We start from the raw sequence: 23,589 nt of genomic DNA, 5'->3' as shown, positions 1-23,589 counted from the left end.
GACAACAAGACAACCTTGGAAATGCCAACAACGTACGATCCAAAATCAGCAGAACAAAAATGGTACAAAACGTGGATGGAGAAGGGCTATTTCCGTGCTGGACAACATCCAGAGGCAGAGCCTTTTACAATCGTTATCCCGCCTCCGAACGTGACGGGTATGTTGCATATTGGGCATGCCCTTGACTTTACGTTGCAGGATATTATTATCCGCGCCAAGCGGATGCAGGGTTATGATGCCTTGTGGCTGCCGGGCGCAGACCATGCAGGGATTGCTACCCAGACAAAGGTAGAGCAGAAGCTGCGTGAAGAAGGACTGACTCGCTATGATTTGGGGCGTGAGAAGTTTTTGGAGAAAGTGTGGGAGTGGAAGGATCTTTATCTGGACAACATCCACAATCAATGGGAAAAGATGGGCTTCTCTCTCGATTATTCCCGTGAACGTTTTACATTGGATGAGGGACTGTCCAAAGCGGTACGCGAAGTCTTCGTTAAACTGTACCAAAAGGGTCTGATTTATCGCGGTAAACGTATCATTAACTGGGACCCTGCTGCACGTACGGCGTTGTCGGATATTGAAGTGGAATACAAAGAGGTTAACGGAAATCTGTATCACCTGCAATATCCTTTGAAAGACGGTAGCGGATTTATTACAGTAGCTACGACTCGTCCTGAAACGATGTTGGGCGATACAGCAGTAGCAGTACATCCAGAAGATGAACGCTACAAAGAAATGATCGGTAAAACGCTTGTGCTTCCCATCATCGGGCGCGAAATTCCGGTTATTGCGGACGATTATGTAGATAAAGATTTTGGTAGCGGTGCGGTTAAAATTACACCGGCTCACGATCCGAATGACTTTGAAATGGGACAACGTCACCAGTTGCCGCAAATTACGGTGATGGACGAGACAGGAACGATGAATGCCGAAGCAGGCAAATATCAGGGACTGGATCGCAGCGATTGCCGTAAGCAAATTGTCGCTGATTTGAAAGAACAGGGCGTACTGATTTTCATTGAAGAGCATGTGCACCAAGTAGGACACAGTGAACGTACAGGTGTAGTTGTAGAACCTTATCTGTCCACACAATGGTTCGTGGAAATGAAGCCTCTGGCAGCTAAAGCGATTGAAGTGCAGAAGGCTGGCAACGGCGTAAACTTTGTACCGGATCGATTTGAACGTACGTATCTGCATTGGATTGAAAATGTACGTGATTGGTGTATTTCCCGCCAGTTATGGTGGGGACATCGGATTCCAGCTTGGTACGATGAGGAAACCGGAGAAGTGATTGTATCGGCGGAGGATCCTACAACTTTACCTGAATATGCTGGCAGAAAGCTCATACAGGATGAAGACGTACTTGATACTTGGTTCAGTTCTGGTTTATGGCCGTTTTCGACCCTCGGTTGGCCGGAGCAGACAGAGGATCTCAAACGCTACTATCCGACGAATGTCTTGGTGACAGGCTACGACATTATTTATTTCTGGGTGTCACGTATGATCTTTACCGCCCTGGAGTTTACGGAAGAGATCCCATTCAAGGACGTACTTATGCACGGGTTGGTTCGTGATGCGGACGGAAGAAAAATGTCCAAATCCTTGGGCAATGGTGTTGATCCACTTGACGTGATTGAACAATATGGTACTGATGCTATGCGTTATATGATCTCCACCAGCAGCACGCCTGGACAAGACCTTCGTTTCCGCTGGGAACGCGTGGAGCAGGCGCGTAACTTTGCCAATAAAATCTGGAATGCATCACGGTTTGCGCTGATGAATTTGGAAGGTATCACAGCGGTAGATATAAACATTACTGGTGATTTGAGTACCGTTGATCGCTGGATTCTGCACCGTCTAAACGAAACATCACGCGACATCACACGTCTTATAGATGCTTATGAATTTGGAGAGACAGGTCGTCTTCTGTATAACTTTATTTGGGATGATTTGTGTGACTGGTACATTGAGTTTGCGAAGATTTCCTTATATGGCGATAATGCAGAGGCGAAAAAGAAAACACAATCCGTGCTTGCCTATGTATTGGATCGGACGCTGCGCATGATTCATCCGTTCATGCCGTTTATCTCCGAAGAAATATGGCAGCACCTTCCGCATGAAGGAGAAACGATCACACTGGCTGCTTGGCCTGTCTACGATCCTGCTTTCGAGGATAAGGATGCAGTCGCTGAAATGAATTTGCTGATCGACGTGATTCGGGCTGTACGTAACATTCGCGCTGAAGTCAACGTGCCGATGAGTAAAAAAATTGAATTACTCATAAAACCCGGCGATCAAGCTGTTCTTGATATCATTAACCGCAATGGGGAGTATGTGCGTCGATTCTGTAATACGTCTGAATTCGATGCGGGATTGGAGTTCACCGTTCCAGATAAAGCCATGACATCGATAGTTAGCGGCGCAGAGCTATACTTGCCGTTAGCTGGACTGCTGGATATCACTCAGGAGATTAGCAGACTGGAAAAAGAACTTCAGCATTTGAACAGTGAAGTGGAACGCGTAGAGAAAAAGCTTTCCAACCAAGGTTTCGTGGCAAAGGCACCAGCCAAAGTTATCGAGGAAGAGAAGGCGAAGCAAGCCGATTACTCAGATAAGCGCGCTAAAGTTATCGCACGTATTGAAGAACTCAAGGGATAATTTCACTCACAATAATAATGACCTGAAGGTGAAAAAGGATGTCAGATACAAACAGGGGCAGCGAAGCTGCTCCTTTACACAGTTATGGTGAAGCAGTGGAATGGATTAACGGGTTGATTCCGTTTGGCATTAGACCCGGACTGGAACGGATTGAACAGTTAATGAGTAGGCTGGGTGATCCGCAACGACATCTGAAATTTATTCATATTGCGGGAACCAACGGTAAGGGCTCGACATGTGCCTTTCTAACCTCTGTACTACTGAAGTGTGGGTATGATGTAGGCACCTTTACATCTCCTTACATCACACGATTTACGAACCGTTTTCAATTCAACGGGATTGACATTCCAGATGAAACGCTGGTTTCGCTCGCCAACTGCTTGTTTCCATTGGTGAAAGAAATCGCTGATAGTGAGTTGGGTTCGCCTACGATGTTTGAGGTATCCACAGCATTAGCTATTTTGTACTATGCTACCGTAGCTTTTCCAGATGTTGTGGTATGGGAAACAGGTCTTGGCGGAAGGATGGATGTAACGAATATCGTGAATCCTGTCGTTTCGATCATTACGAATGTTGGTTATGACCATACAGATATTTTGGGAGATACGCTCGAACAGATTGCAGGTGAAAAGGCTGGGATTATCAAGCCAGGCGTACCTGTTATTAGTTGTGCAAGTCAGCCCGAGGCTATTCAGGTCATACGTGAAACAGCGGCAGAGCAAGGGGCGACCTTGTATCTGGCAGGAGAACAATTTACGTATGAACGGTTACACGGGGATGAAACAGGACAGACCTTTTCATTCGTTGGACCCTTCCGACAGATGGAAATCGATATTACCTTGTTAGGCGAGCATCAATGTTCTAATGCAGCAGGAGCTATGATGGCACTTGAAGTTTTACGTCAGTATATGGCTTTTGTGTTGGATGATGAAGCATTGTTAGAGGGCTTTAGACAAGCTGCCTGGGCAGGACGTTTTGAGCAAGTAAGTACCTCACCAAGGATTGTCCTTGATGGGGCTCATAATCCAGAGGGGGCACAGACGCTGGCGAAGAGCCTTCCTCAAGTATATTCGTATAAAAAATTAGTTTTGATGATGGGCATGCTGTCCAATAAGCATCATGAAGCATATTTGCAACATATACTTCCACTTGTGGACGTACTTATCTTGACCGAGCCTGATTTTCGCCGCAAAATGAATGCGGCTGAATTAGCTAATCACGTGGAGAAGTTGCAACCGTCTTATGCTAAAACAGATTTGAAAATTATTGTAGAAGGTGACTGGAAAAAAGCTTTGAGCCTGCTTCAGTCACATACGGAAGCGGAAGATCTGGGGGTGGTGTCTGGTTCGCTGTACCTGATTGCGGATGTACGGGCTACCCTTATGTATCAAACCGATTCGGAAAAGGGTTGGTGAAATTAGTTGATTACTTCGGAACATGTTCATTTTATCGGTATCGGCGGCTACGGGATGAGTGCGATTGCTCGGGTCATGCTGGAGATGGGTTATACCGTGACTGGCTCAGATGTGGCATCACAATCGCTTACAGAGAAATTGGCGGCAAAAGGCGCAAAAATATATATTGGACACACGCCTGAACATATTGTAGGCGCGGATATCGTCGTCTATTCAACAGCATTGTCACGTGACAATGTAGAGCGGGTGGCAGCGGAAGAATTGAATATTCCAACGCTGCACCGTTCGCAGATGCTGGCTCGCTTGCTTAACGAGCGTAAAGGAATAGCGGTTGCGGGTGCGCACGGGAAAACGACAACCTCTTCCATGATCGCTCTGGTGATGGAGAGATGTAACGTCGATCCAACGTATATTATTGGCGGCGAAATCACGAATTTGGGAACGAACGCCAAAGCGGGTAAAAGCGAGTTTGTCGTTGCCGAGGCGGATGAGAGCGATGGTTCTTTTCTGCAATATCACCCTTGGCAGGGCATCGTAACCAATATTGAAGCAGACCATCTGGAAAATTACGATGGTGACTTCAATCGCCTGAAAAGTGCCTACGTACAGTTTTTGAGTCAAATTCAGCCGGATGGAGCGGCTATTGTATGTTCCGATGATCAGAACATCCGGGAAATGCTGCCTCAACTCCAGACTCGGGTCATTACTTATGGGATAGAACGTGATGCGGATTATATGGCGACAAATATCCAATTAGGTGACCGTCGATTAAGCTTTACGATGAACCATAAGGGAACAGCACTTGGAACGATCGAATTATCTGTACCGGGTAAACATAACGTATACAATGCGATGGCTACTGTGATTTCATGTTTGGAAGCGGGGATTCCATTTGATCAAATCGCCGCAACGATTGTGGAATTTCACGGAGCAAAACGTCGTTTCCAGGTCATTGGTGAACTTCATGACGTTTTGGTGGTAGACGATTATGCTCATCATCCAACGGAGATTATTGCGACTTTACAGGCAGCAAAGTCCACAGGTAAACGAATCGTGGCTGTTTTTCAACCGCAGCGGTATACACGAACCTATTTTCTGCTGGATCAGTTTAGTCGTGCGTTTTCTGATGCAGATGAGGTCATTATACCTGATATTTATTCTCCTGCGGGTGAGGAGAGAATTGAGGGAATCGATTCACAAAAACTTGTCGAGTTGATAAAAATAAATAGTAATAAAAATGCAAGATATCTTCCATCCAAGGATGAAATTTTAAGTTATTTGCTTCATGCTGTTAAGCCTGGGGATATCGTTATTACGATGGGAGCTGGAGATGTGTGGAAAATATCTACTGCTTTAGTGGCTGCTCTAAATGAGTCATCCGTTTGAGAATAAGATGATCTAAAATGTCATAGCAAGTGAAAAAAGAGTAGTGAGAGATTTAAACCTCACTACTCTTTTTTTGTTTCACTACTCTATTTAAAAACACCCTCTCATTTTAAAAATAAGTTTTTAAAGTGGACTATAGGCAATAAAATGATTTATAATGACTATAGTTTTAAAGGGGGTTATCGGATGTGTAAGTTGAAGTCTCATATGATCGAAATACCAGCATCCAATATCGAAGTTGGTGACTTTTATGATGCGGAGTTAAATGGTCTCAACGTTATGATTTCAAACAACGGAATTCACGTGGATACAGTAGATGCTAAAGATGTTATGTGTGTGTTTTCGGGACGGAGAAAGCTAAAAGCGATCGTCGAAAAAAAAGAAGATGGTCTTGCAAAGTTGCAAATTTTAGATGATTATTTCGTTGACATGCTTGGCTTGGAGACTGAAGTTGGCGAGTTTTATAACGTTGAGTATAACCAAAATAATTTGATTCTCATGAAGGAACAGATTGTGGTTGGCATTGTGCATGCAGCAGATGTCGCTCCCATCTTTTTAAATAAAATGAAGCGTAAAGCGGTTGTGCGGAAAGTGCAGAACGGAGTCGCCATTTTACAAATCATTCGCTGGGCAGACCTTCATAGACACAGCGGATACAGTCTTTTGGATGGAGGAAGTAAGATTTCTGACATCGTTAGAAAAACGGAATATGCTGGAGCCATAACAGATCATGGCGCTATGTTTGGTACGCTGGAATATTACAAGCAAATGCGCAAGGCTGGAAAATTACCGATTCTGGGCTTTGAAGCTTATGCGGAAACGATTCATGGGGAGAAAAAAGGAAATCATTTATTGTTATTAGCTAAAAATGAAGAAGGATTTAGAAATCTTGTTAAACTTACATCGAAATCACAGGAGAATTTTTTTCGAAAACCACATGTGAATTATGACATGTTAGGGACATATGGAAAAGGTATCATTTCTTCAACTTCTTGCATGGGTAGCGAAGTTTCACAGTTGTTGCTTAAAAACAAATATGAAGATGCAAAGTACGTGGTTAAATCACTTGCAGAGATTTTTGGTAAAGATGATTACTATGTGGAATTACAGCGCCATGGATTTGACGAAGAAAGTATTGTGAATCCTCAGCTTATACAAATGGCAAGAGAACTGGATTTAAAGATTATTGGAACCACAGACAGTCATTATACGGAAAAAGAGGATGCTTACGACCATGAGGTTCTGCTTTGCATCGGAACAAGCAAGAAAATGACTGATTATGATCGAATGCAATTTCCGGGTACGGGATATCATCTTCATACTTCGGATGAAGTTGAAGAGCTGTTTGCCGATATGCCAGAAGCACTTGAAAATACCCTTGAAATTGCAGAAAAATGCAGTGGTCTTAAACTGGAAATGGATAAAGTTTACATGCCTAAGTTTAATGTTCCAGCGCCATTTGTGGATGAAATGGATTATCTGAAACACTTGACGTGGCAGGGATTTAAGGAGCGATTTGAGGGTACGGAGAAAGATAATGCTGAATACCGTGAACGCCTGACCTTTGAACTTGAAGTAATTAAGGGGATGGGGTTTCCTGGTTACTTCTTGATTGTATGGGACTTTGTTGATTTTGCCAAACGCAATGGTATCTTGGTAGGTCCTGGTCGTGGTTCTGTGGTTGGAGCATTAACGGCTTATTGTTTACACATCACAGATTTGGATCCGATTCCTCTGGGGTTGCTATTTGAACGTTTCTTGAATCCTGACCGTATTTCAATGCCTGATATCGATTTGGATTTTCCTGATGATCGGCGTGAAGATGTAATTAATTACGTTAAAAATAAATACGGTGAGCATGCGGTATCGAGAATTATAACATTTGGTACAATGGCGGCAAGAGCAGCGATCAAGGATGTAGGTCGTGTATTGGACTATCCTGTTTCGATGACGGCTAAGATTGCAAAGAGCATTCCCGCTGTGCCAAAAATGACGATTAAAAAGGCATTTAAGGAGTCGCCTGAGTTTTTAAAGATGTATGAGACGGAAGTAGACGTCAAGAAAATTGTAGACATTGCGATGAAACTGGAGGGGCTTCCTCGACATGCTTCTATGCATGCTTGTGGTGTCGTGATCGCTCCTTCATCCATTAGTGATTACATTCCAGAAATTTTAATGGAGAACAAGGAGACAAAGCTCAAAGAACGTACAACTCAATTCAACATGGCAGAATGTGAGGAAATGGGAATTCTAAAAATGGATTTCTTAGGACTTCGCACGATGACTGTTATTTCTAAATCGTTAGCCAATGTAAACCCAAGACGTATCACCGAGGGGAAAAAGCCTCTACATTACTTGGAGATCCCTTTAAATGACAAAAGGGTGTATCAAGATATCGCAAGGGGAGAGAGTTACGGTATCTTCCAGTTAGAATCTGGAGGCATGCGTTCTTTCATGAAAGAATTGTTCGAAGATGCTTTGCAAACAGAAGAAAACACGATGGAATTGTTTGAGCGGCTGATTGCTGGAGTAAGCTTATATCGCCCTGGTCCGCTTGATTATATACCTGACTACTTGAAGAATATGCGAAACCCTGAGCACATTCATTACGATCATCCCAAACTCAAAAGTATTCTTGAGTTCACTTATGGCGTAATTGTTTATCAGGAACAGTGTATGTTCATTGTTCGGGAATTGGCAGACTTCACGAAAGGCGAAGCCGATAATGTCCGAAAAGCATTTTCTAAGAAGAAAGAAGAAATGATTAAACCCCTTGGTGAACAGTTTGTCTCAGGATGTGTGAAAAAAGGAATTTCACAAGAAGTAGCTGAACGTATTTGGGGGAAGATGAAAAAATTTGGCGAGTATGCTTTTAATAAAAGTCATGCGGGAGCATATTCAGTGCTCTCTGTTGTTACAGCATGGCTAAAATTCTACTATCCTGTAGAATTTATGACGGCTGTATTGAACTCCTATATTAATAAAGCGGATAAGTTGAAGCTTTTTCTTTCAGTTGTAAAAAAGATGAAAATCGAAATTCTTCCACCCGATGTAGATCGTTCAGGTCAAATGTTTACGGTTGATGGAGATCGAATTCGTTTTGGTTTGCAAGGTATTAAAGGACTTGGGAAAGCGTCAGAGAATGTGATTGAAGAAAGATCTGCCAATGGCGTATTTGAAGATTTTCAAGATCTTGCTGAACGGATGGCTAAGCATTCAAAAGTTGATAAAAAGATTTTGGAAGCGATGGTGTATTCGGGTTCAGTAGATGCTTTTCCAGGGACACGTAGTGCAAAGCTTGAAATGCTTGATAAAATACTCACTTCTGCTTCTGATGAGAAAAAAATGCATAACTCAGGACAAATGGACTTATTTTCGATGTATGAAGAACTCAAAGTGTATAAAAAAATTCCCATACCAGATAAACAGGAATTTCACAAAAAATTTAAACTGGAGAAAGAAAAGGAGTATGCGGGGTTTTATATTTCAGAGCACCCCCTTGATGAATATGCGAGTTATTTTGTAAGAGAGGGTGTGTATGAAATTGGATTTATTAAACATGAAGAAGATGAGGATGAAACGATAGAGGTTGAAGGAGAAGTCCTTGGAGGAGCTACAAACTATGATGGAGAGTTTGTTAAAGTAGCTGGTATCATTACGGATTTGAAAACATTCTACACAAAGCGTGATCAAAAAGAATTGAAGGTCTTTACGCTTGAAGATCGGTCTGGCGAAATGAAAGTTGTTTGCTTCGCAGATCGGATCGACGCCAATCGAGAAAAATTAGTTGAGGGTAAAGTTGTTATGATTCAGGGTCAAGTCAAAGTAGATGATTATGATACACAAATTATTGTGAAAAATATGTTTGATATTGAACAAATTGCAAAAAGTGAAAAACCAAAATCGGTTTGGGTTAAATCCCATAATCAGAATCAAGTGAAATCTCTATTCAATTTCGTAAAAGAAAATAAAGGAAGTCTCCCTGTCTATGTGTTGTATCAGGGGAAAGCCTATCAAGCCAACCATAGTTTTGATCTTAACTTTGCTAATTTTGCCAAGTTACAAGATATGTTTGGAAACAATGTGAAAGTCTTATATGCTTAAAAGGAGAGGGGTAACAAATTTTGTTACTCCTTTTTTGAATTTAAATTAATACAACTATATATAATAATCCATTAAATTGTAAGGAGGTGGAAGGTAATTTAAATCATTGTAGAGAAACTTAATAATGGTGGATTTCGAGCGCAGTAAACTAAAAAACAAGGAGGGATTTATGAATGAGATTTATTATCACAAAAAAACTAAAAAAAGTATTAACAGCAGTCATGGTACCCTTAGTCATTGTTACATTTTTACCATTTTCTCAAAAACAGATTGCACATGCAAGCGAGCTTCCGAGTACATTCATCAGCATTGCCGCAGGCGATAATTTTGCAATGGCAATTGCGTCTGATAAGACGCTTTGGGCGTGGGGTTCAAACTCTGGCGGAGCATTGGGGATTGGTCGTGATAGCGGGTATGAGACTAAGCCAGTTCAAGTTTTAAATATGAATAATGTGAAAAGCGTGTCTTTAAGTGGTAGTCATTCCTTAGCCTTAAAGGAGGATGGAACGGTTTGGGGATGGGGGAGTAACCGCTATGGTCAAACAGGAGTAGATAGTGCCGATAGTCAAAAGATACCTGTGCAAGTTGCTGGATTGTCGAATGTTATTGCTGTTTCGGCGGGTTCATCCTATTCCTTAGCATTGAAATCGGATGGAACCGTGTGGGCTTGGGGAGCAAATAATTATGGTCAATTAGGCAATGGTACTATAGATGAAAGGGCCATAAATCCATCGCCGAGACCTCAAAAGATCCCATCTTTATCTGGTATTCAAATGATTTCCGCAGGAACTTACCATGCTTTAGCACTCACAAAATCTGGAACATTGTGGGGGTGGGGTAGGAATGAAGATGGTTCTTTAAATCGTCAGGGTGCTACAGCATCAGCTCCTACTCCATTCCAGTTGGCGAATGGTTTTGGTTATAATATTATTTTTGCTGAAGCTGGTCATAATAGTACGCTTTATGGTCTGTTAGGATCTGATATTTATAATCATGGAAATTATATTAACATGTTGCTTTCACAGGGTCGCAATCTTTCGTCCACAATTTACGATTACAAAGACGTTTCATCAAACTATCATACTCTGATTGTTAAATACGATGGAACATTGTGGGGATGGGGAGATAATGAATCGGGGCAAGTAGGTGACGGTACTTACAATAAACCATCTGAACCCGTTCAGTCTTGGCCAAACCTATTAAGTGATGTGAAATCAGCAGCAGCGGGATATAAATTCTCGTTGGTGTTAAAAAATGATGGTACGTTATGGTCTTGGGGAGCAAATGACCGAGGTCAGTTAGGAATTGGAAATACGAATAACCAATATAAACCTCAACCCGTTAAAATAGAAGAAACGGATACGGTTCCACCTAACATTGAACTAAAACTGTCAAATACAGATCCGACGAAGGAAGATTTGAAAGTTACAGTGAATGTTACAGACGAGAAGGGGATTGCTCAGATTAAATGGGCGATGGGTGAACAAACCGCAGCCTATTTCAAAAATGGTGGAAGTGATATTACCGCAACCCCATCGTTTATAGTGTCCGCTAATGGTGTATATACCGTATGGGCTAAGGACACGAGTGAAAATGAAAATGTTAAGAATATTGTTGTAGAAAACATTGATAAGACACCACCTACTAATCCTTCCGTTGTCGTTTCGGGAAATATAATGACAATTGTTCCAGGCAATGATTCATTCGGGATTGACAAGACATTGTATCAACTCAATGATGGTGGATGGATATCTTATACAGGGGTAGTTACTCTGGTGGATGGATCATACACGATTCGTGCAAAATCGGTTGATAAAGTCGGAAACGAGAGTGCTGTGACAACGATTTCAGCGACGGTAAATGAACAAGCTACGGCAGCAGTTGAATTAGCCGAAATGAATCCTACACAAAGCAGGGTTGATACAGCTCAGGCATTAGTGAATGCGCTTCCTAATTCAACAAATAAGACAGCTCTTCAAGCTCGTTTAAAACAGGTACAGTCCCATATTAATCAATACAATGCGATTCAGACGGAAATCAATACAATAAATACGACTGTTAATAAAGGAAGCCTTACAAAAGAAGTTGTTAATCAGTATAAACAACGTATTGATGAGTTATATGTTCTTGTTGATTCGTTGCCAACTACAATGGATATAGCATCGTTGAATAAACAATTGGATGAATTGAAAAACAAACTTATCCTAATTGGAAAAATTTTAGAACTTATCAATAATGAAAGTATTAAAGAAGTTGATCTTGGAAAATTGGAAGATGAAATCAAGAAATTACCTGATGGTGATTTGAAGGATGATCTCCAAACACACATCGATCAAGCTAAAAATCTGCAAGATGCAATTAAAAAGGTAGAGCAAGCTGAACAGTCAAAATCACAAAAAGATGTAGATAGCGCAAGGGATGCCGTTCATAAACTTCAAGATGGGAAAGTTAAAGATGAATTATTAAAACGTGTTGATGAAGTGCAGAATCTTATTCATGCTGGAGAAGCACTTGCAAAACAGATTGAAGAAGCAACAAAAAAAGTCGAAAAAGCCGAAGTCTCTAAAACACAAACCGATGTAAATGCAGCGAGAGATGCTGTTAGCAAGCTGCCAGAAGGTCAAGTAAAGAAACAGTTAAATGATCGTCTGGATGCGGTACAAGATTTGATTGATGATCAAGCACTTGAGGATCTGATTGCAGATGCTACTAAAAAAGTTGAAGCTGCTGAACAATCCAAAAGGCAATTGGATGTAGACGCAGCAAGAGAGAAAGTAAATCAACTTCCCACAGGGAAGATCAAAACTGAATTGAGTGATCGTTTGGATCTGATTCAAAAACAGATCGACGATGTGAGTGTTAATCCTATTGATGAAGCTGTTAAAAAAGCAGAAAAAACCAGATCACAAGTTGATGTTAACACGGCAAGAGATATCGTGAACACGCTTCCTAATGGTGCTGAACAAGATGCCTATCACAAACGCTTGGATGCTGTGGATGAAGCTTTGAAAGCAGCAACCGTAAAAGTGGGGCAGGCAGAAAACTATCAACGTGATCCGTATGTCACGGAAGCTCAAAATGTAGTAGAAGCACTTAAAGAATCGCCTGCTAAACAGACGTTGCAAGATCGTTTGGATACAGTAACGAAAGCGATATCGGACAAAGCGTACAAAGACCAGTTGGATAAAGCTATTCAGAAGGTTGAACAAGCAGAATTATACAAACGAGACCCATATATTAAAAATGCCTATGATGCTGTAAATGCACTACCGGATGGTACAAATAAGTCAGAATTACTTGACCGTTTGGATCAAATCGGAAAGGGAACGTCAAATCCTGGGGGCGAAAAGGATGGACAGTTCAACCCTGGAGATCATGTTGTAGATGTAGCCAAAACCATTAAAGATTCAGAAGCCAAAAGGGTTTATGTGGAATGGGCAGAATCAGTTGAACGTGCAGAAAAATACTTTTCTAAAGGAAATATTGTTTTTGCACTCAATAAGATGAATGCAATTCCTACTGCAATTGGCGAAAATTCGAAATATAATTCGTTGTATGTAGAGCTTAAAAATCGTTCAGAAATTCTAAAAAAACGGTATAACGACTCTCTTTCAAGTAGTAGTTTAGATTTAACATGAAGATTTTCTAATTCTTTATTTTCTATAAGGGCTTACCAGCTACATGGGGTAAGCTCTTATTATTTTTGAATACATATGTAAGACCGAATAGGAGTCTCTAAGACGGTCAGATTGGTTATGAAATTTATTCATCTGTATAGAATACAATTATCAAAAAATAACTAAGATATTAACTGTGATTTGAATCATTCTAAGAAGTTAAATATTAAAAGCGAAAGGTGTGAATATTTTGAATAAAAATATGAAAAAGACTTTATTGATTGCTTTATCTTCTTCCATGATTATGGGAGGTGCGATTCAGATTGGTCAAAGTTTCATAAATCCGATTGTTGCTAATGCAGCTTCATCCGATGTGGTAAAAGGTTCGGACGGATTAAACTATCAGGTCTACTTAAAGGACGATGGTAGTGCAAGTATTTCCAGGGATAATGGTGGAGCACTGAAAAGAATAACTTTTCCTTTGGATACTGGAGAAACTCCTGACAAAATTACGAGTCTCCGTTTTGTGGGTAATGATGTTGAAGTTGTGTTTGCAACCAGTAAAGGAAATACAAAAACACTGAATTTCGTGGATGTAATACACATGCCAGATGTTATCCCTGATTTCAAATATGAATCGAATCCTAAATGGGGAACCGCTGTGATCTATCTTCCTATTTTCTCTGAAAAGAGAGAATATAAATACCAAGTAAAAGTTGGACCGTATGGTCAGTGGGTTGATGAAGATCGAAATATTGATGTAAAAGAAAATATTACACATTACATTCGAGCTGTTGATTTCGATGGGAAGGTTTTTGCAGAGCGGACTGTAGGTATCAGTGATTTGTTATTTATGACGAATATGAGCATAACCACACCAGATGGCTTGTACAGTGTGGAATTCCGTTCTACAAATGGCGGACTTTCATTGAAAAATGCAGAAAATAAAACGATTGCTAATGATTATGCGTCTAAGCAGGAATACACGCCTACTCATATGGTGGGCTATGCTTGGGATGGAAACGATTTGCTTGTTAAGGTTGCGTTCAAGAAAATTTCCAATGGAATAACAACGACCGATAACGTACGTTTCTATAATGTTCTTAAAGCGGATGTTGCTCCTGTTAAACCAACCATTCAAGCTAACACAAGCAATCCTACAAATAAAAATGTCCAAGTTACGATCTCTTACTCTGCTGATTCAGCAACCAAAGAATACAAGATCGGTGAAAATGGTGAGTGGACAGCCTATGCTTCTTCTTTTGAAGTTAGCCAAAACACAAAGATTTATGCACGGGCAAAGAATTCGAAGGGGACATTGAGCGAAGAAGCTGTTATGACTATTAGTAACATTGATAAGAATGCTCCTCAGACAACAAATATCGTTGTAGATAAAAACAAATTGACTATTTCGGGGGGAGAAGATGCGGAAGGTTCCTCTAAGCTTATGTATAGATTAAATACTCAGGATTGGGTGATTTATACGGAGCCTGTTGTTTTGCCAAACGGGGACTATGAAGTCCAGTCGAAAGCAATTGATTTGAGTGGAAATGAAAGCTCTGTAACTTCGAAAAAAGCTACTGTTTTTGTCGTTGATTTAGCTCAAGCAACGGAAGCGGTTGTTAAAGCTGAAAATAAACCTTCTCAAACCAATGTAACTAATGCTCAGACGTTAATTAATGCTCTACCTCAAGTGGAAGGGAAGGATCAGCTCCAAGCGCGTCTGGACAAAGTGAAAGATGATTTGGCTAAGTATGAAGCAATTCAGAAAGAAATTAACGCCATGAATGACACTCTTAACAAAGGGAATGTGAAGAAGGACGTTGTTCTGCAATATCTAAAACGCGTTGATGAATTGTACGTTCTTGTGAAAGAATTGCCTGATACAATGGACAAAGCAACGCTAAACAAACAATTAGATGAATTGAAAAATAAACTCATTCTGATTGGTAAAATTTTAGAGCTTAATAGTGATGGAGACCATCAGGACGTTGATCTTGGAGGATTAGAAGACACGGTTAATAAATTGCCTGATGGTGAACTCAAGGATGATCTTCAGAAGCAATTAGATCAAGCTAAAGATCTCCAAGATGCTATTAAGAAGGTCGAACAAGCTGAACAGTCGAAGTCACAAGAAGACATTGACCGTGCCAGAGATGCTGTGAATAAACTTCCTGACGGAAAAGTCAAAGATGAATTAAATGATCGTTTGGATAAAATTCAAAAAGAAGTTGATGAAGCCAATAAATACGAAAAAGCTGTTAAAAAAGCAGAACAAACCAAATCTCAAAACGATGTAAATACTGCGAGAGATGTAGTAAACACACTTCCTAATGGTGCAGAAAAAGATGCCTACCATAAACGCTTAGATGCTGTAGATACGGCACTCAAAGAAGCAACCCTGAAAGTAGGACAGGCAGAAACGTACCTGCGTGATCCATATCTGACAGACGCACAAAAACGGGTGGATGCTTTAAAAGACTCACCTGCGAAAAGAGCTTTGCAAGACCGCTTAGATGCTGTGAAGAAAGCAATCACGGATAAAGCATATAAAGACCTGTTAGACAAAGCCATTCAGAAGGTTGAACAAGCTGAGCAGTATAAACGTGATCCATACATCAAAAACGCATATGATGCTGTTAATGCGCTGCCAGATGGTGCAGACAAGACAGGTTTGCTTGACCGTTTAGATAAGATCAACAAGGGAACAACGAACCCAGTAGATGATAAAGATGGTCAATATGTGCCAGGTGATAATATTGGTGATGTAGCGGATACGATTAAAGATCCAATTGCGAAAAAAGCCTATGTGGACTGGGCGAAAGCTGTAGAACGTGCAGAAAAATATTTTTCCAAAGGAAACATTGTATTTGCTTTGGAAAAAATGAATGAGGTTCCATCCAGCGTACGCGAAAATTCCAAATACTCGGCGCTCTACAATGAAATGAAGCAACGTTCAGAGGTTTTAAAACAAACCTACAATCAAATGCTTGCCGATAAGGATTTGGAACAAGCAAATAAGGCAGCAACAGATTCCGTAGAACAGTACGAAAAATTCAAAACGGATATCTTTAAAGAAAAAGCTCAAACAGCCGTGAATAAATTGCAAAATGGAACAGTTAAAACTGGACTTCAAGCACGTATCGACGCAGTAAATAAAAATTAATTGAAGAAGGGCATACACTTAAAGTGTATGCCCTTTTAATATTGACTATAGGCGTTTAAAAACATACTATATATTATAGACAATTAAATTGATTAAAGGAGAACCATAGTATCCTAAATTATAAAGAGCGAACTAACCCAATAGAATGTAAAAAAAGCTATAGATAAGGATGCGATGGGATGGGCGCTATAAAAATATCTATTTAGGAATTGTAAGCTAATTCAGAAGTATTAAGATCAATCTACTAATTGGAAGTCAAAAAATGTACTCTAAAAGGAGATCAACAAGTTGACAATTGAGAATGTAATTGAAGCAGGGAAGTTGATTGTAAAACCAGATTTACCTTGGTATTCAGAGATTGGAGTAGTTGGCTGGAGCGTCATAATCGGTTCTTTTTTTGTTGGAGTGTTGCTTTATTTTTGGGAGTTTATGAGTAAAGAAGAAAGTATTTATGGATGGAAACCTGGTTTAGGTAATCTATTTTTCGCAATCTCATTTGTAGCCATTGTTATATTTATAATGACATCTTTAAGCAAAGAACAGGATATTTATGATACGAAGGTTGAAACCTGGCGGCAAACCGTTGCAAAACCATTCATTGAGTCTTTACCAAAAGAAAAGAAAGAAATCGTATATATCAAAATTGATCCTGAACTAAGCCAAAAGGTAGACGGTTTTAGCTATTGGGGAACTGGTTATACCAGGAGCTCAGAGCTTGCCCAAACTCCTCTGGTCATTTCGTATAAGGATCAGGGAATTAGGACAAAAACCAATTGGTATGATACCTTTATGGAACTGACCAGTGATAAAAAACCATATATTGAATATCAAAGAGTTTCAAAAGACTTGGGTCATGGTATTAAGGCAGGCGATTATAATACAAAAATTTATCTGCCAGAGTCTTACGAGTTCATGGAAATTAAATAATATTAATCAATAATATACGAAACGGGGAGCCAAACGGCTGCCCTTTTTTGTTTATCTATTGAATAATAAAATAAAAACAATTAGAATAAATTTATTGACTATAAACAATTATTTTAAGTGTTGAAGTTTCTTGAATGTAACTTATCTGCATCTAATCACTCAAAGAATAAGGACAAACACGTTGTTGGAATTCCATGTTTTCAAAAATTATGAGGTTTTCTTGTAAAGAGGTGTGCATTAAATGGAGGAATTTGATAGCTCTAACTCTGATAATTCTTAATTTATCAGGTGTGGTATTTTGCCTTCTCGTACTGTTCATTGCATTCGAAGAAGGGCATGTTGGAGGTATTTATTTAGGCACGATTGGAGTTGTTGTTAATTTGTTAGCTGTTATTTTTTTGTCAGATTCGCATTATGATCAACTAATCAGATTATCCCTTATGTAACAGAAATACAAAAAATAAAGGAGTGCTTACCATGTTCCCAAATCATTACACATTCATTCAACATATCTGTGATGCTGACTATCGTGCAAAGGATAAAATGAATCCATTTATAGAGCAATATAGTGTGGAGTATTTAGTGAAACTCCACGAAGCAATGCTTCGTCGTGAAGCGCAATAAAGACTATTGGTATTTTAATTGTTCTACGTTTAGTTTTAAGAAAGGTAGGGGCTATATGTTTGAGCGGATGTTTGGTAAAAAAGATTCAGTAGATGTATATGAAAAACAGAGGTTGGTAGCAAGAAAACAAGAAGAGCAAGAAGAACGAAAAGATAAGCAGGCGCAGCCTCTGTACAGTGTGATGATTCATTTTACACCCATGGCTCCATTTGTGTACATTTTGAAGAATGATACTTTTATGACAGACGACGGAGTTGTCATTGTCGCGAATTCTTTGCATTCTGAGATGCGTGTGGGGGGCTCATTCATCTATCAAAATGAGCTGGGGGGTTTACAAGAAGTTGAGATGTTTTTAAAGGAATATCATATACAAAACCCGATTCGTATGAATATCTGGAGGAATGAGGATGAAATGGTTTAAACAGTGGCGAGCAGAAACGAAAAATAAGGCTTTGTTAGAAATGTCTTTTGCTAAGTTGGAATTTTTAAGTACAGAATTCTTAAATGATCGGGATCGTAAGGTAGACGTTGTTCATTGGCTAAAAGAACTTAACGATGCAGAGTTATACTGTGACGGATCCGTAATTACTCGCTATGCGATCCAAGCTTATTATTTGATCTTTAAGCTTTACAAGCGCAAGCACGGTTTAACACTCGATTTGGAGGGTGTCGAACAAGTTATTGAAGAAATAGTAATCTCCTAATCTAATAATTGTAATAGCTATGAAGTCGCCCAAAACATGGGCGATTTTTTTGTTTGAATAAAGATGTTTTCAAACAACTATAATCTAATACATTTAATAAAAAAGGTAAATACACGTTTTTACATCTTCGATTAGGGAGGACTTAAAATGTTGAGATCTATAATCGGAAAATTTTATTCTAAAAAGGAAGAAGCAGTTAAAATTGATATGGGTTCTGTTATTGACACGCTGTCTCGACGTCTTTGGGATTATGAAATTGTTAAGCCAAATGTTGTAGTGGTTAAAGAAAAATATCGTAATCATCAAAGAGACTACTCTCGATTGTTTTTGAACTTTGTGGGGGATGAAGTTCAATTTAAAGATGAAAGAGGTCAACAGATTACGAAAATCCCAAGCACAGTCAAGGTTGAGAATATGTATAGTGTGCTTAAAAACATTACGAACGTAATTTAACAACCCATTCCGTAGATTTTTTTAAGTCTACGGTTACATATTGGAATCAAAAAGGTCTCTTCTTTCTATGATGTATTAGCGTCGTAGGGGAAGAGACCTTTTAATAGCTGGTGCTCGAACGCTATAGACTACAGACAATATTGAATAAACTATTGACTATGTTAGACTATCACTACACTAAAGATATGAACTTAAAGGAGAGAGAAACTTATGATGATTACCGAAGAATTCATGGAATCAGAGGAGCTTGTTGAAAAAACAAAAGAGAAAAGTCTTCACCGTAAACGTCGAGAATCTAAAGTACGTGATAAACAGGGGAAGGAAGATTTCAAACAAGACAGAAATAAGAATCGTTCAGCTCGTAAAATGAAAAAATCATGGGATGATGAAGAGGATTATAGAGATTAAGCATAGCGAAGAGGGTGTCCAAGGGGATGCCCTTTTTTTGTTTATTTCATTCAATGTATATGGAATGAAAGGATTAGTTTATGAAGAAACGATCTATAATCTAAGAGGTGAATAAGAAAGGAGAAAATATATTTTTTCTTTGAAATGGTTTTAAAAGAAACAGGTTAAAAACGAAACAGTAAAGATATGAAGTCAAGGAGAGTGTGATCAATGATAAAAAAAGCGATTTTGTACATTATAGGTATTTTGGTACTTGGAACGGTAGTTTCGGTGGGGATGTCACTACTACTTAGTTCGTTGCCTTTTTTAATCGTAACTTTAATATGTGTAGCTCCTTTTTATGGCGCGATCAGAAGACATAAGGAGTGGAACAATGAAGCATTGGGCATGAAAGCTTGGTTGGCATGGTTTATGAAAGTATTTAAATTCGGAAAGCCGAGCTTAACTTTCTATCTAATCTTAGGGTTAGCCGTCTATTTCGTTCATGAAGAGATTGCATTTATGTTATTAGAGACCATTATGTATGCTGTCGGGGGAGCAGCGGTTGTCTTTATCGTATGGGAAAGTGTAAGAGTTGTCTTGTCAAAAAAAATGGATATTCCATCATTTAGCCAGGCAATTAAAGGCGTTTGGTAACTATTTTAAAAGAGAAGAATTTTTTCTTCTCTTTTTTTGTTGCTTATGACAAACAATTCATCAATTGTGTAGTCCAAATGTTGATTAAATTGACTATAGGCAATAAAAATGATAAAATTGACCGAAAAGGAGGCGGGAAAATGAATGATAACGGGCACAGCTACGGAATTGGCGATTACGTATATGTTCAGTACGGTATAGATCAAGAATGTCCTGGGGTTATTCGAGAAAAAAATAATAACGATTTCGTTGTCGAAATACGTATAAAGAAAAAAACAAACAAAGGAAATGATGTTGATCGGGTGGATTGTAAGATTGGTCAGTTGCGACCTATGTATTAGGGCGGGGCATTTCACTTTAAACCAATGAAAAGGACAGGAATCTCGCGTAGGTAAAGGAGACACACCATGTCACTCATTAATGAGCTTGCATTAAGCGGGATAGGGAAACATAGAATCACTTTTTCTCGTCCATATCTGAATAATGAAAAAGAATTGACCTTTTTATATTGTAGTGAATTCATTAAATGTCCAGCGCTTGAGTTTGTATTAAATGAAGAAAAAAAAGCTATTGAGATACGAGATTTAAAGGGTCAAAAAGTTCTTATTTTGCTAAAGGGTTCAAACACTACCTTTCTTGGGCAGGCGTTAAAAATGAAAGAAGAAATCTTGAGTAAGTTGAAAAAGTATACACAAGATTTAAAAACGGGTAAAGAAATCATCTTTATTTTTGAAACCACTGATGCAAAGTGTCCATATTTCTTTACTTCTCATTCACTTCTTGAAGCTGGGCAATATTCGATTAAATTTGAAGTGGGTTTGAATTACTTTTTAAATCAGCATGCGAGTAAAGATCTTCCTGACTTTATGGATGTACAGCGAAAATTTTCAAAGAAGTTTGCTCTTATTAATAAAGACCGATTTTTAGTACGAAATAATGATGAGATGTATTACAAGATGACTTTTGCAGAGCTATATCAGATCTGTTCATGAGAATGGAACTTTATACATGTGTATAGATATAGGAGCTACATAAGTCATTCCATGGAAGGAGAAGCGATGAATAAAATACAAGGAAAAAAACTTATAAATAAATGCATCGTTTATTTTATGATCATAGTGATGACAATAGGGGGAGTTTTGTTTCCACAAACGATCAAGGCTCAAACACCGAAGTCTTTTAAGTATGTTAAAGAGATTCCAATGCCCAAGCAGGAACAAAAATACTTATATCAAAAGGTTAAGGCACGAGGCTTAGACTATGAAGAAACGCTGGCGACGATTCTACAGGAAAGCTCTTTTCACTCCAATGTTGTGGATTCGGGGAATTATGGTTACTTCCAAGTAAACAAAGTGAATCATGCATACTTGGCGCAGACCTTGAAGACAGCAAATAAACCCTTAGATCCGTATATAAATATGAATTGGGGCACGTATGTGTTATCTAATTTATATAAAAAATACGCCGCAAAGGGCTTGAAAAATAGTGAACTGAAGGAAGCTGTACTCAGCACCTATAACAAGGGTGAAGGCGGGTATAAGCGAACAGGGAAAGCTACCAAATACATTAAGAAGCATGATCAATCTTTAAAATATATACAGAAAATAATGAACTAATGTTTGGGTAAGCTTTCAACTTAATGCTTGTCCACCAAAGGGAGAGTTCTGACAATCGAAGAAATTGAGGCAATGGGCTATACATGGAAATTGCTCACAATGGCCTAAATGTTTTGGGATCAAGCTACTCAGTCTGTAGGTTCGGACGCTATGCATATTTCTGATTCTCTAAATGAATGGGTAGCTGAAAATCTTGTGTGCTGAATGAATAAGGGGATTCCTTAATAGACCAGAAATCTTTAAAGTGAGAATGAGAAAATGCAATTCAATAAAACGAGAATAAACGAGGAATAAAAAAAGATAACAAACGTACAGAGCCCTTACGACGGAATCGTAAGGGCTCTGTACTATCAACTTGAAGCGTGTCTATGAAATCGTGGAGGTACTGCAACACAACCACCTAAAGAAATGACCGCCAGGTAAAGAAAAAGCCTTTTACGTCATCACCGTAAGAGGCTCAAAACACCAACGAGGTCGGGGCTTGTTTGTTATTGTAGCGGCATTGCTATGGATATTCAACTGCCACTCTTGGACGTTTGTTTCCTTATTTCTATTTCATTTTTAATAATAGATTGTATTCGGAACAACTCAACCATATGGAACTCATCTATTATTACCATCGATTCAATGTTTGTTTTCTTATCAACATGTTTATTAACGGATTCAAATGATGTTCGAATGAACTCATCCAATTTCTCATGAAGTCCATCAAGTACCTTTATATCAGCTTCATGGACTTGGAGAGCTGCCATTTGTGTTCTGCCGAGCATAAACCATCCTTGAAATACCATGGTTTGATATAACTGTTGTTCCTTTTCACTTAATATGGTCATATCTTTCATTCCTTTGTCGTTTGTTTGTAAGGGGCTTGATTCGTATTTTTAATAGGTAAAAATCACGTACAGTTGCAGTTTAATTAGTGAATATCCTTCTTTTTGAAATTCGCTCCTCGAACTTCACTTACATGTGAGATCGAAAGAAGGGCCGCTTCATCAATTTCTTCAATGATTGTTTTAAGTTTTGCTTCCTCCAGGCGTGAAATGTAACAAACGATAATTTTCTTTCCATCACCAGAAAATCCTCCTTCACCATAAATATAAGTGGCTCCACGTCCCAATCGTTGAGAGATGGCTTCTTTCATCTCCTCAGGACAATCACTGATGATCCATGCCGACTTCATTTCATCCAAACCTTCTACGACGATATCAATGACTTTAAACGCAATGAAATAAGCAATAAGAGAATACATGGCACGATCCCATCCGAAAACGAAACCACCGCTGCCCAATATAAACAGGTTCATAAACATGATGATCTCACCGACAGAGAAGGGGAGCTTTTTGTTGAAGAGAATCGCTAATATTTCAACACCATCTAAACAACCTCCATAGCGAATAGCGATTCCGACGCCAATGCCTCCAATAATTCCACCAAATACAGTTGCAAGGAGTACATCATTTGTAAAGGCAAGAGATCCGTGCAGAAAGGTTGTACTTATCGATAGTATGGATATACCATACCCAGTAGACAGTGCGAAGGTTTTCCCCATTTGTTTGTATCCGATATAGATGAAGGGGATATGCAGGATGAAGAGGAATAATCCTAAGCTTAAACCTGATACATGAGAAAGAATGATTGAAATGCCTGCGATTCCGCCATCAAATACTTGATTTGGAATCAAAAAGATGTTCAAGCCAACGGACATGAGTAGTCCACCTATGGTGATAGCAATGATCCGTTTCAAAATATGAAATAAAGTAAGACGTTTGTGGTTTTTTGTAAGTGTGGTCATATCTGAACCTCCTATGTGTTTTTACTTATGTTTAATTTTAAAGATAAAAAAACGAAAGGGGAGTGATGACGGGTTTGACTTGGTTC

18 protein-coding genes are annotated in these 23,589 nt (G+C 39.1%); 16 read left to right on the top strand and 2 right to left on the bottom strand.

Translation table 11 applies throughout. The annotated features are described in order from the left end of the window. From JOD82_RS11450 to JOD82_RS11375, 16 genes are all read left to right on the top strand, one after another. A partial coding sequence (locus tag JOD82_RS11450) for a valine--tRNA ligase (RefSeq protein ID WP_280921443.1) occupies window positions 1-2,655 on the top strand: 2,655 nt, incomplete at its 5' end. A gap of 38 nt (window positions 2,656-2,693) precedes the next feature. Further along, entirely contained in the window at window positions 2,694-4,070 is a 1,377-nt protein-coding gene (locus tag JOD82_RS11445; protein WP_209949105.1) for a bifunctional folylpolyglutamate synthase/dihydrofolate synthase, read from the top strand. A gap of 6 nt (window positions 4,071-4,076) precedes the next feature. Next, the gene (murC, locus tag JOD82_RS11440) at window positions 4,077-5,456 is read left to right on the top strand and encodes a UDP-N-acetylmuramate--L-alanine ligase (RefSeq protein WP_209949103.1); all 1,380 of its coding nucleotides are present in this window, start codon (window positions 4,077-4,079) and stop codon (window positions 5,454-5,456) included. Between the two features lie 186 nt (window positions 5,457-5,642). Continuing rightward, window positions 5,643-9,560: a DNA polymerase III subunit alpha gene (gene dnaE, locus JOD82_RS11435; RefSeq protein WP_209949101.1), complete on the top strand. Its 3,918-nt coding sequence runs from the start codon at window positions 5,643-5,645 to the stop codon at window positions 9,558-9,560. Window positions 9,561-9,733: 173 nt separating this feature from the next. Continuing rightward, complete coding sequence (locus JOD82_RS11430) at window positions 9,734-13,198, top strand: RCC1 domain-containing protein (protein WP_209949099.1); 3,465 nt, start codon at window positions 9,734-9,736, stop codon at window positions 13,196-13,198. A gap of 220 nt (window positions 13,199-13,418) precedes the next feature. Further along, entirely contained in the window at window positions 13,419-16,343 is a 2,925-nt protein-coding gene (locus JOD82_RS11425; protein ID WP_209949097.1) for a coiled-coil domain-containing protein, read from the top strand. Window positions 16,344-16,631: 288 nt separating this feature from the next. Beyond that, window positions 16,632-17,270 carry a hypothetical protein gene (locus tag JOD82_RS11420; protein WP_209949095.1) on the top strand — a complete coding sequence of 213 codons (639 nt, stop codon included), beginning with the start codon at window positions 16,632-16,634 and terminating at the stop codon, window positions 17,268-17,270. Between the two features lie 477 nt (window positions 17,271-17,747). Further along, entirely contained in the window at window positions 17,748-17,894 is a 147-nt protein-coding gene (locus JOD82_RS11415) for a hypothetical protein (protein WP_209949093.1), read from the top strand. A gap of 55 nt (window positions 17,895-17,949) precedes the next feature. Then, window positions 17,950-18,315: a hypothetical protein gene (locus JOD82_RS11410; protein ID WP_209949091.1), complete on the top strand. Its 366-nt coding sequence runs from the start codon at window positions 17,950-17,952 to the stop codon at window positions 18,313-18,315. Next, entirely contained in the window at window positions 18,302-18,598 is a 297-nt protein-coding gene (locus tag JOD82_RS11405; RefSeq protein ID WP_245248996.1) for a hypothetical protein, read from the top strand. The genes JOD82_RS11410 and JOD82_RS11405 overlap by 14 nt, the downstream gene beginning before the upstream one ends. A gap of 147 nt (window positions 18,599-18,745) precedes the next feature. After that, window positions 18,746-19,051 carry a hypothetical protein gene (locus JOD82_RS11400; protein WP_209949089.1) on the top strand — a complete coding sequence of 102 codons (306 nt, stop codon included), beginning with the start codon at window positions 18,746-18,748 and terminating at the stop codon, window positions 19,049-19,051. Between the two features lie 210 nt (window positions 19,052-19,261). Next, entirely contained in the window at window positions 19,262-19,459 is a 198-nt protein-coding gene (locus JOD82_RS11395; protein WP_209949087.1) for a hypothetical protein, read from the top strand. Between the two features lie 210 nt (window positions 19,460-19,669). Then, on the top strand, window positions 19,670-20,095 hold the full coding sequence (locus JOD82_RS11390; RefSeq protein WP_209949085.1) for a hypothetical protein: 426 nt from the start codon (window positions 19,670-19,672) through the stop codon (window positions 20,093-20,095). Between the two features lie 140 nt (window positions 20,096-20,235). Then, window positions 20,236-20,436, top strand: a complete 201-nt coding sequence (locus tag JOD82_RS11385) for a hypothetical protein (protein ID WP_209949084.1) — start codon at window positions 20,236-20,238, stop codon at window positions 20,434-20,436. Between the two features lie 66 nt (window positions 20,437-20,502). Then, entirely contained in the window at window positions 20,503-21,087 is a 585-nt protein-coding gene (locus JOD82_RS11380; protein ID WP_209949082.1) for a hypothetical protein, read from the top strand. 66 nt (window positions 21,088-21,153) lie between these two features. Further along, on the top strand, window positions 21,154-21,711 hold the full coding sequence (locus JOD82_RS11375) for a transglycosylase SLT domain-containing protein (protein WP_209949080.1): 558 nt from the start codon (window positions 21,154-21,156) through the stop codon (window positions 21,709-21,711). A gap of 515 nt (window positions 21,712-22,226) precedes the next feature. Here the strand turns inward: JOD82_RS11375 and JOD82_RS11370 are convergent. Both JOD82_RS11370 and JOD82_RS11365 read right to left on the bottom strand, forming a co-directional pair. Further along, window positions 22,227-22,544, bottom strand: a complete 318-nt coding sequence (locus JOD82_RS11370) for a hypothetical protein (RefSeq protein WP_209949077.1) — start codon at window positions 22,542-22,544, stop codon at window positions 22,227-22,229. Window positions 22,545-22,627: 83 nt separating this feature from the next. After that, window positions 22,628-23,503 carry a YitT family protein gene (locus JOD82_RS11365; RefSeq protein ID WP_209949075.1) on the bottom strand — a complete coding sequence of 292 codons (876 nt, stop codon included), beginning with the start codon at window positions 23,501-23,503 and terminating at the stop codon, window positions 22,628-22,630. Between the last annotated feature and the right edge of the window lie 86 nt (window positions 23,504-23,589).

The sequence above is a fragment of the Paenibacillus sp. 1182 genome, assembly GCF_017833915.1.
Taxonomy (GTDB): domain Bacteria; phylum Bacillota; class Bacilli; order Paenibacillales; family Paenibacillaceae; genus Paenibacillus; species Paenibacillus polymyxa_D.
Note: the sequence above shows the minus strand (reverse complement) of the source record. Positions and strands in the feature narration are given on the sequence as shown.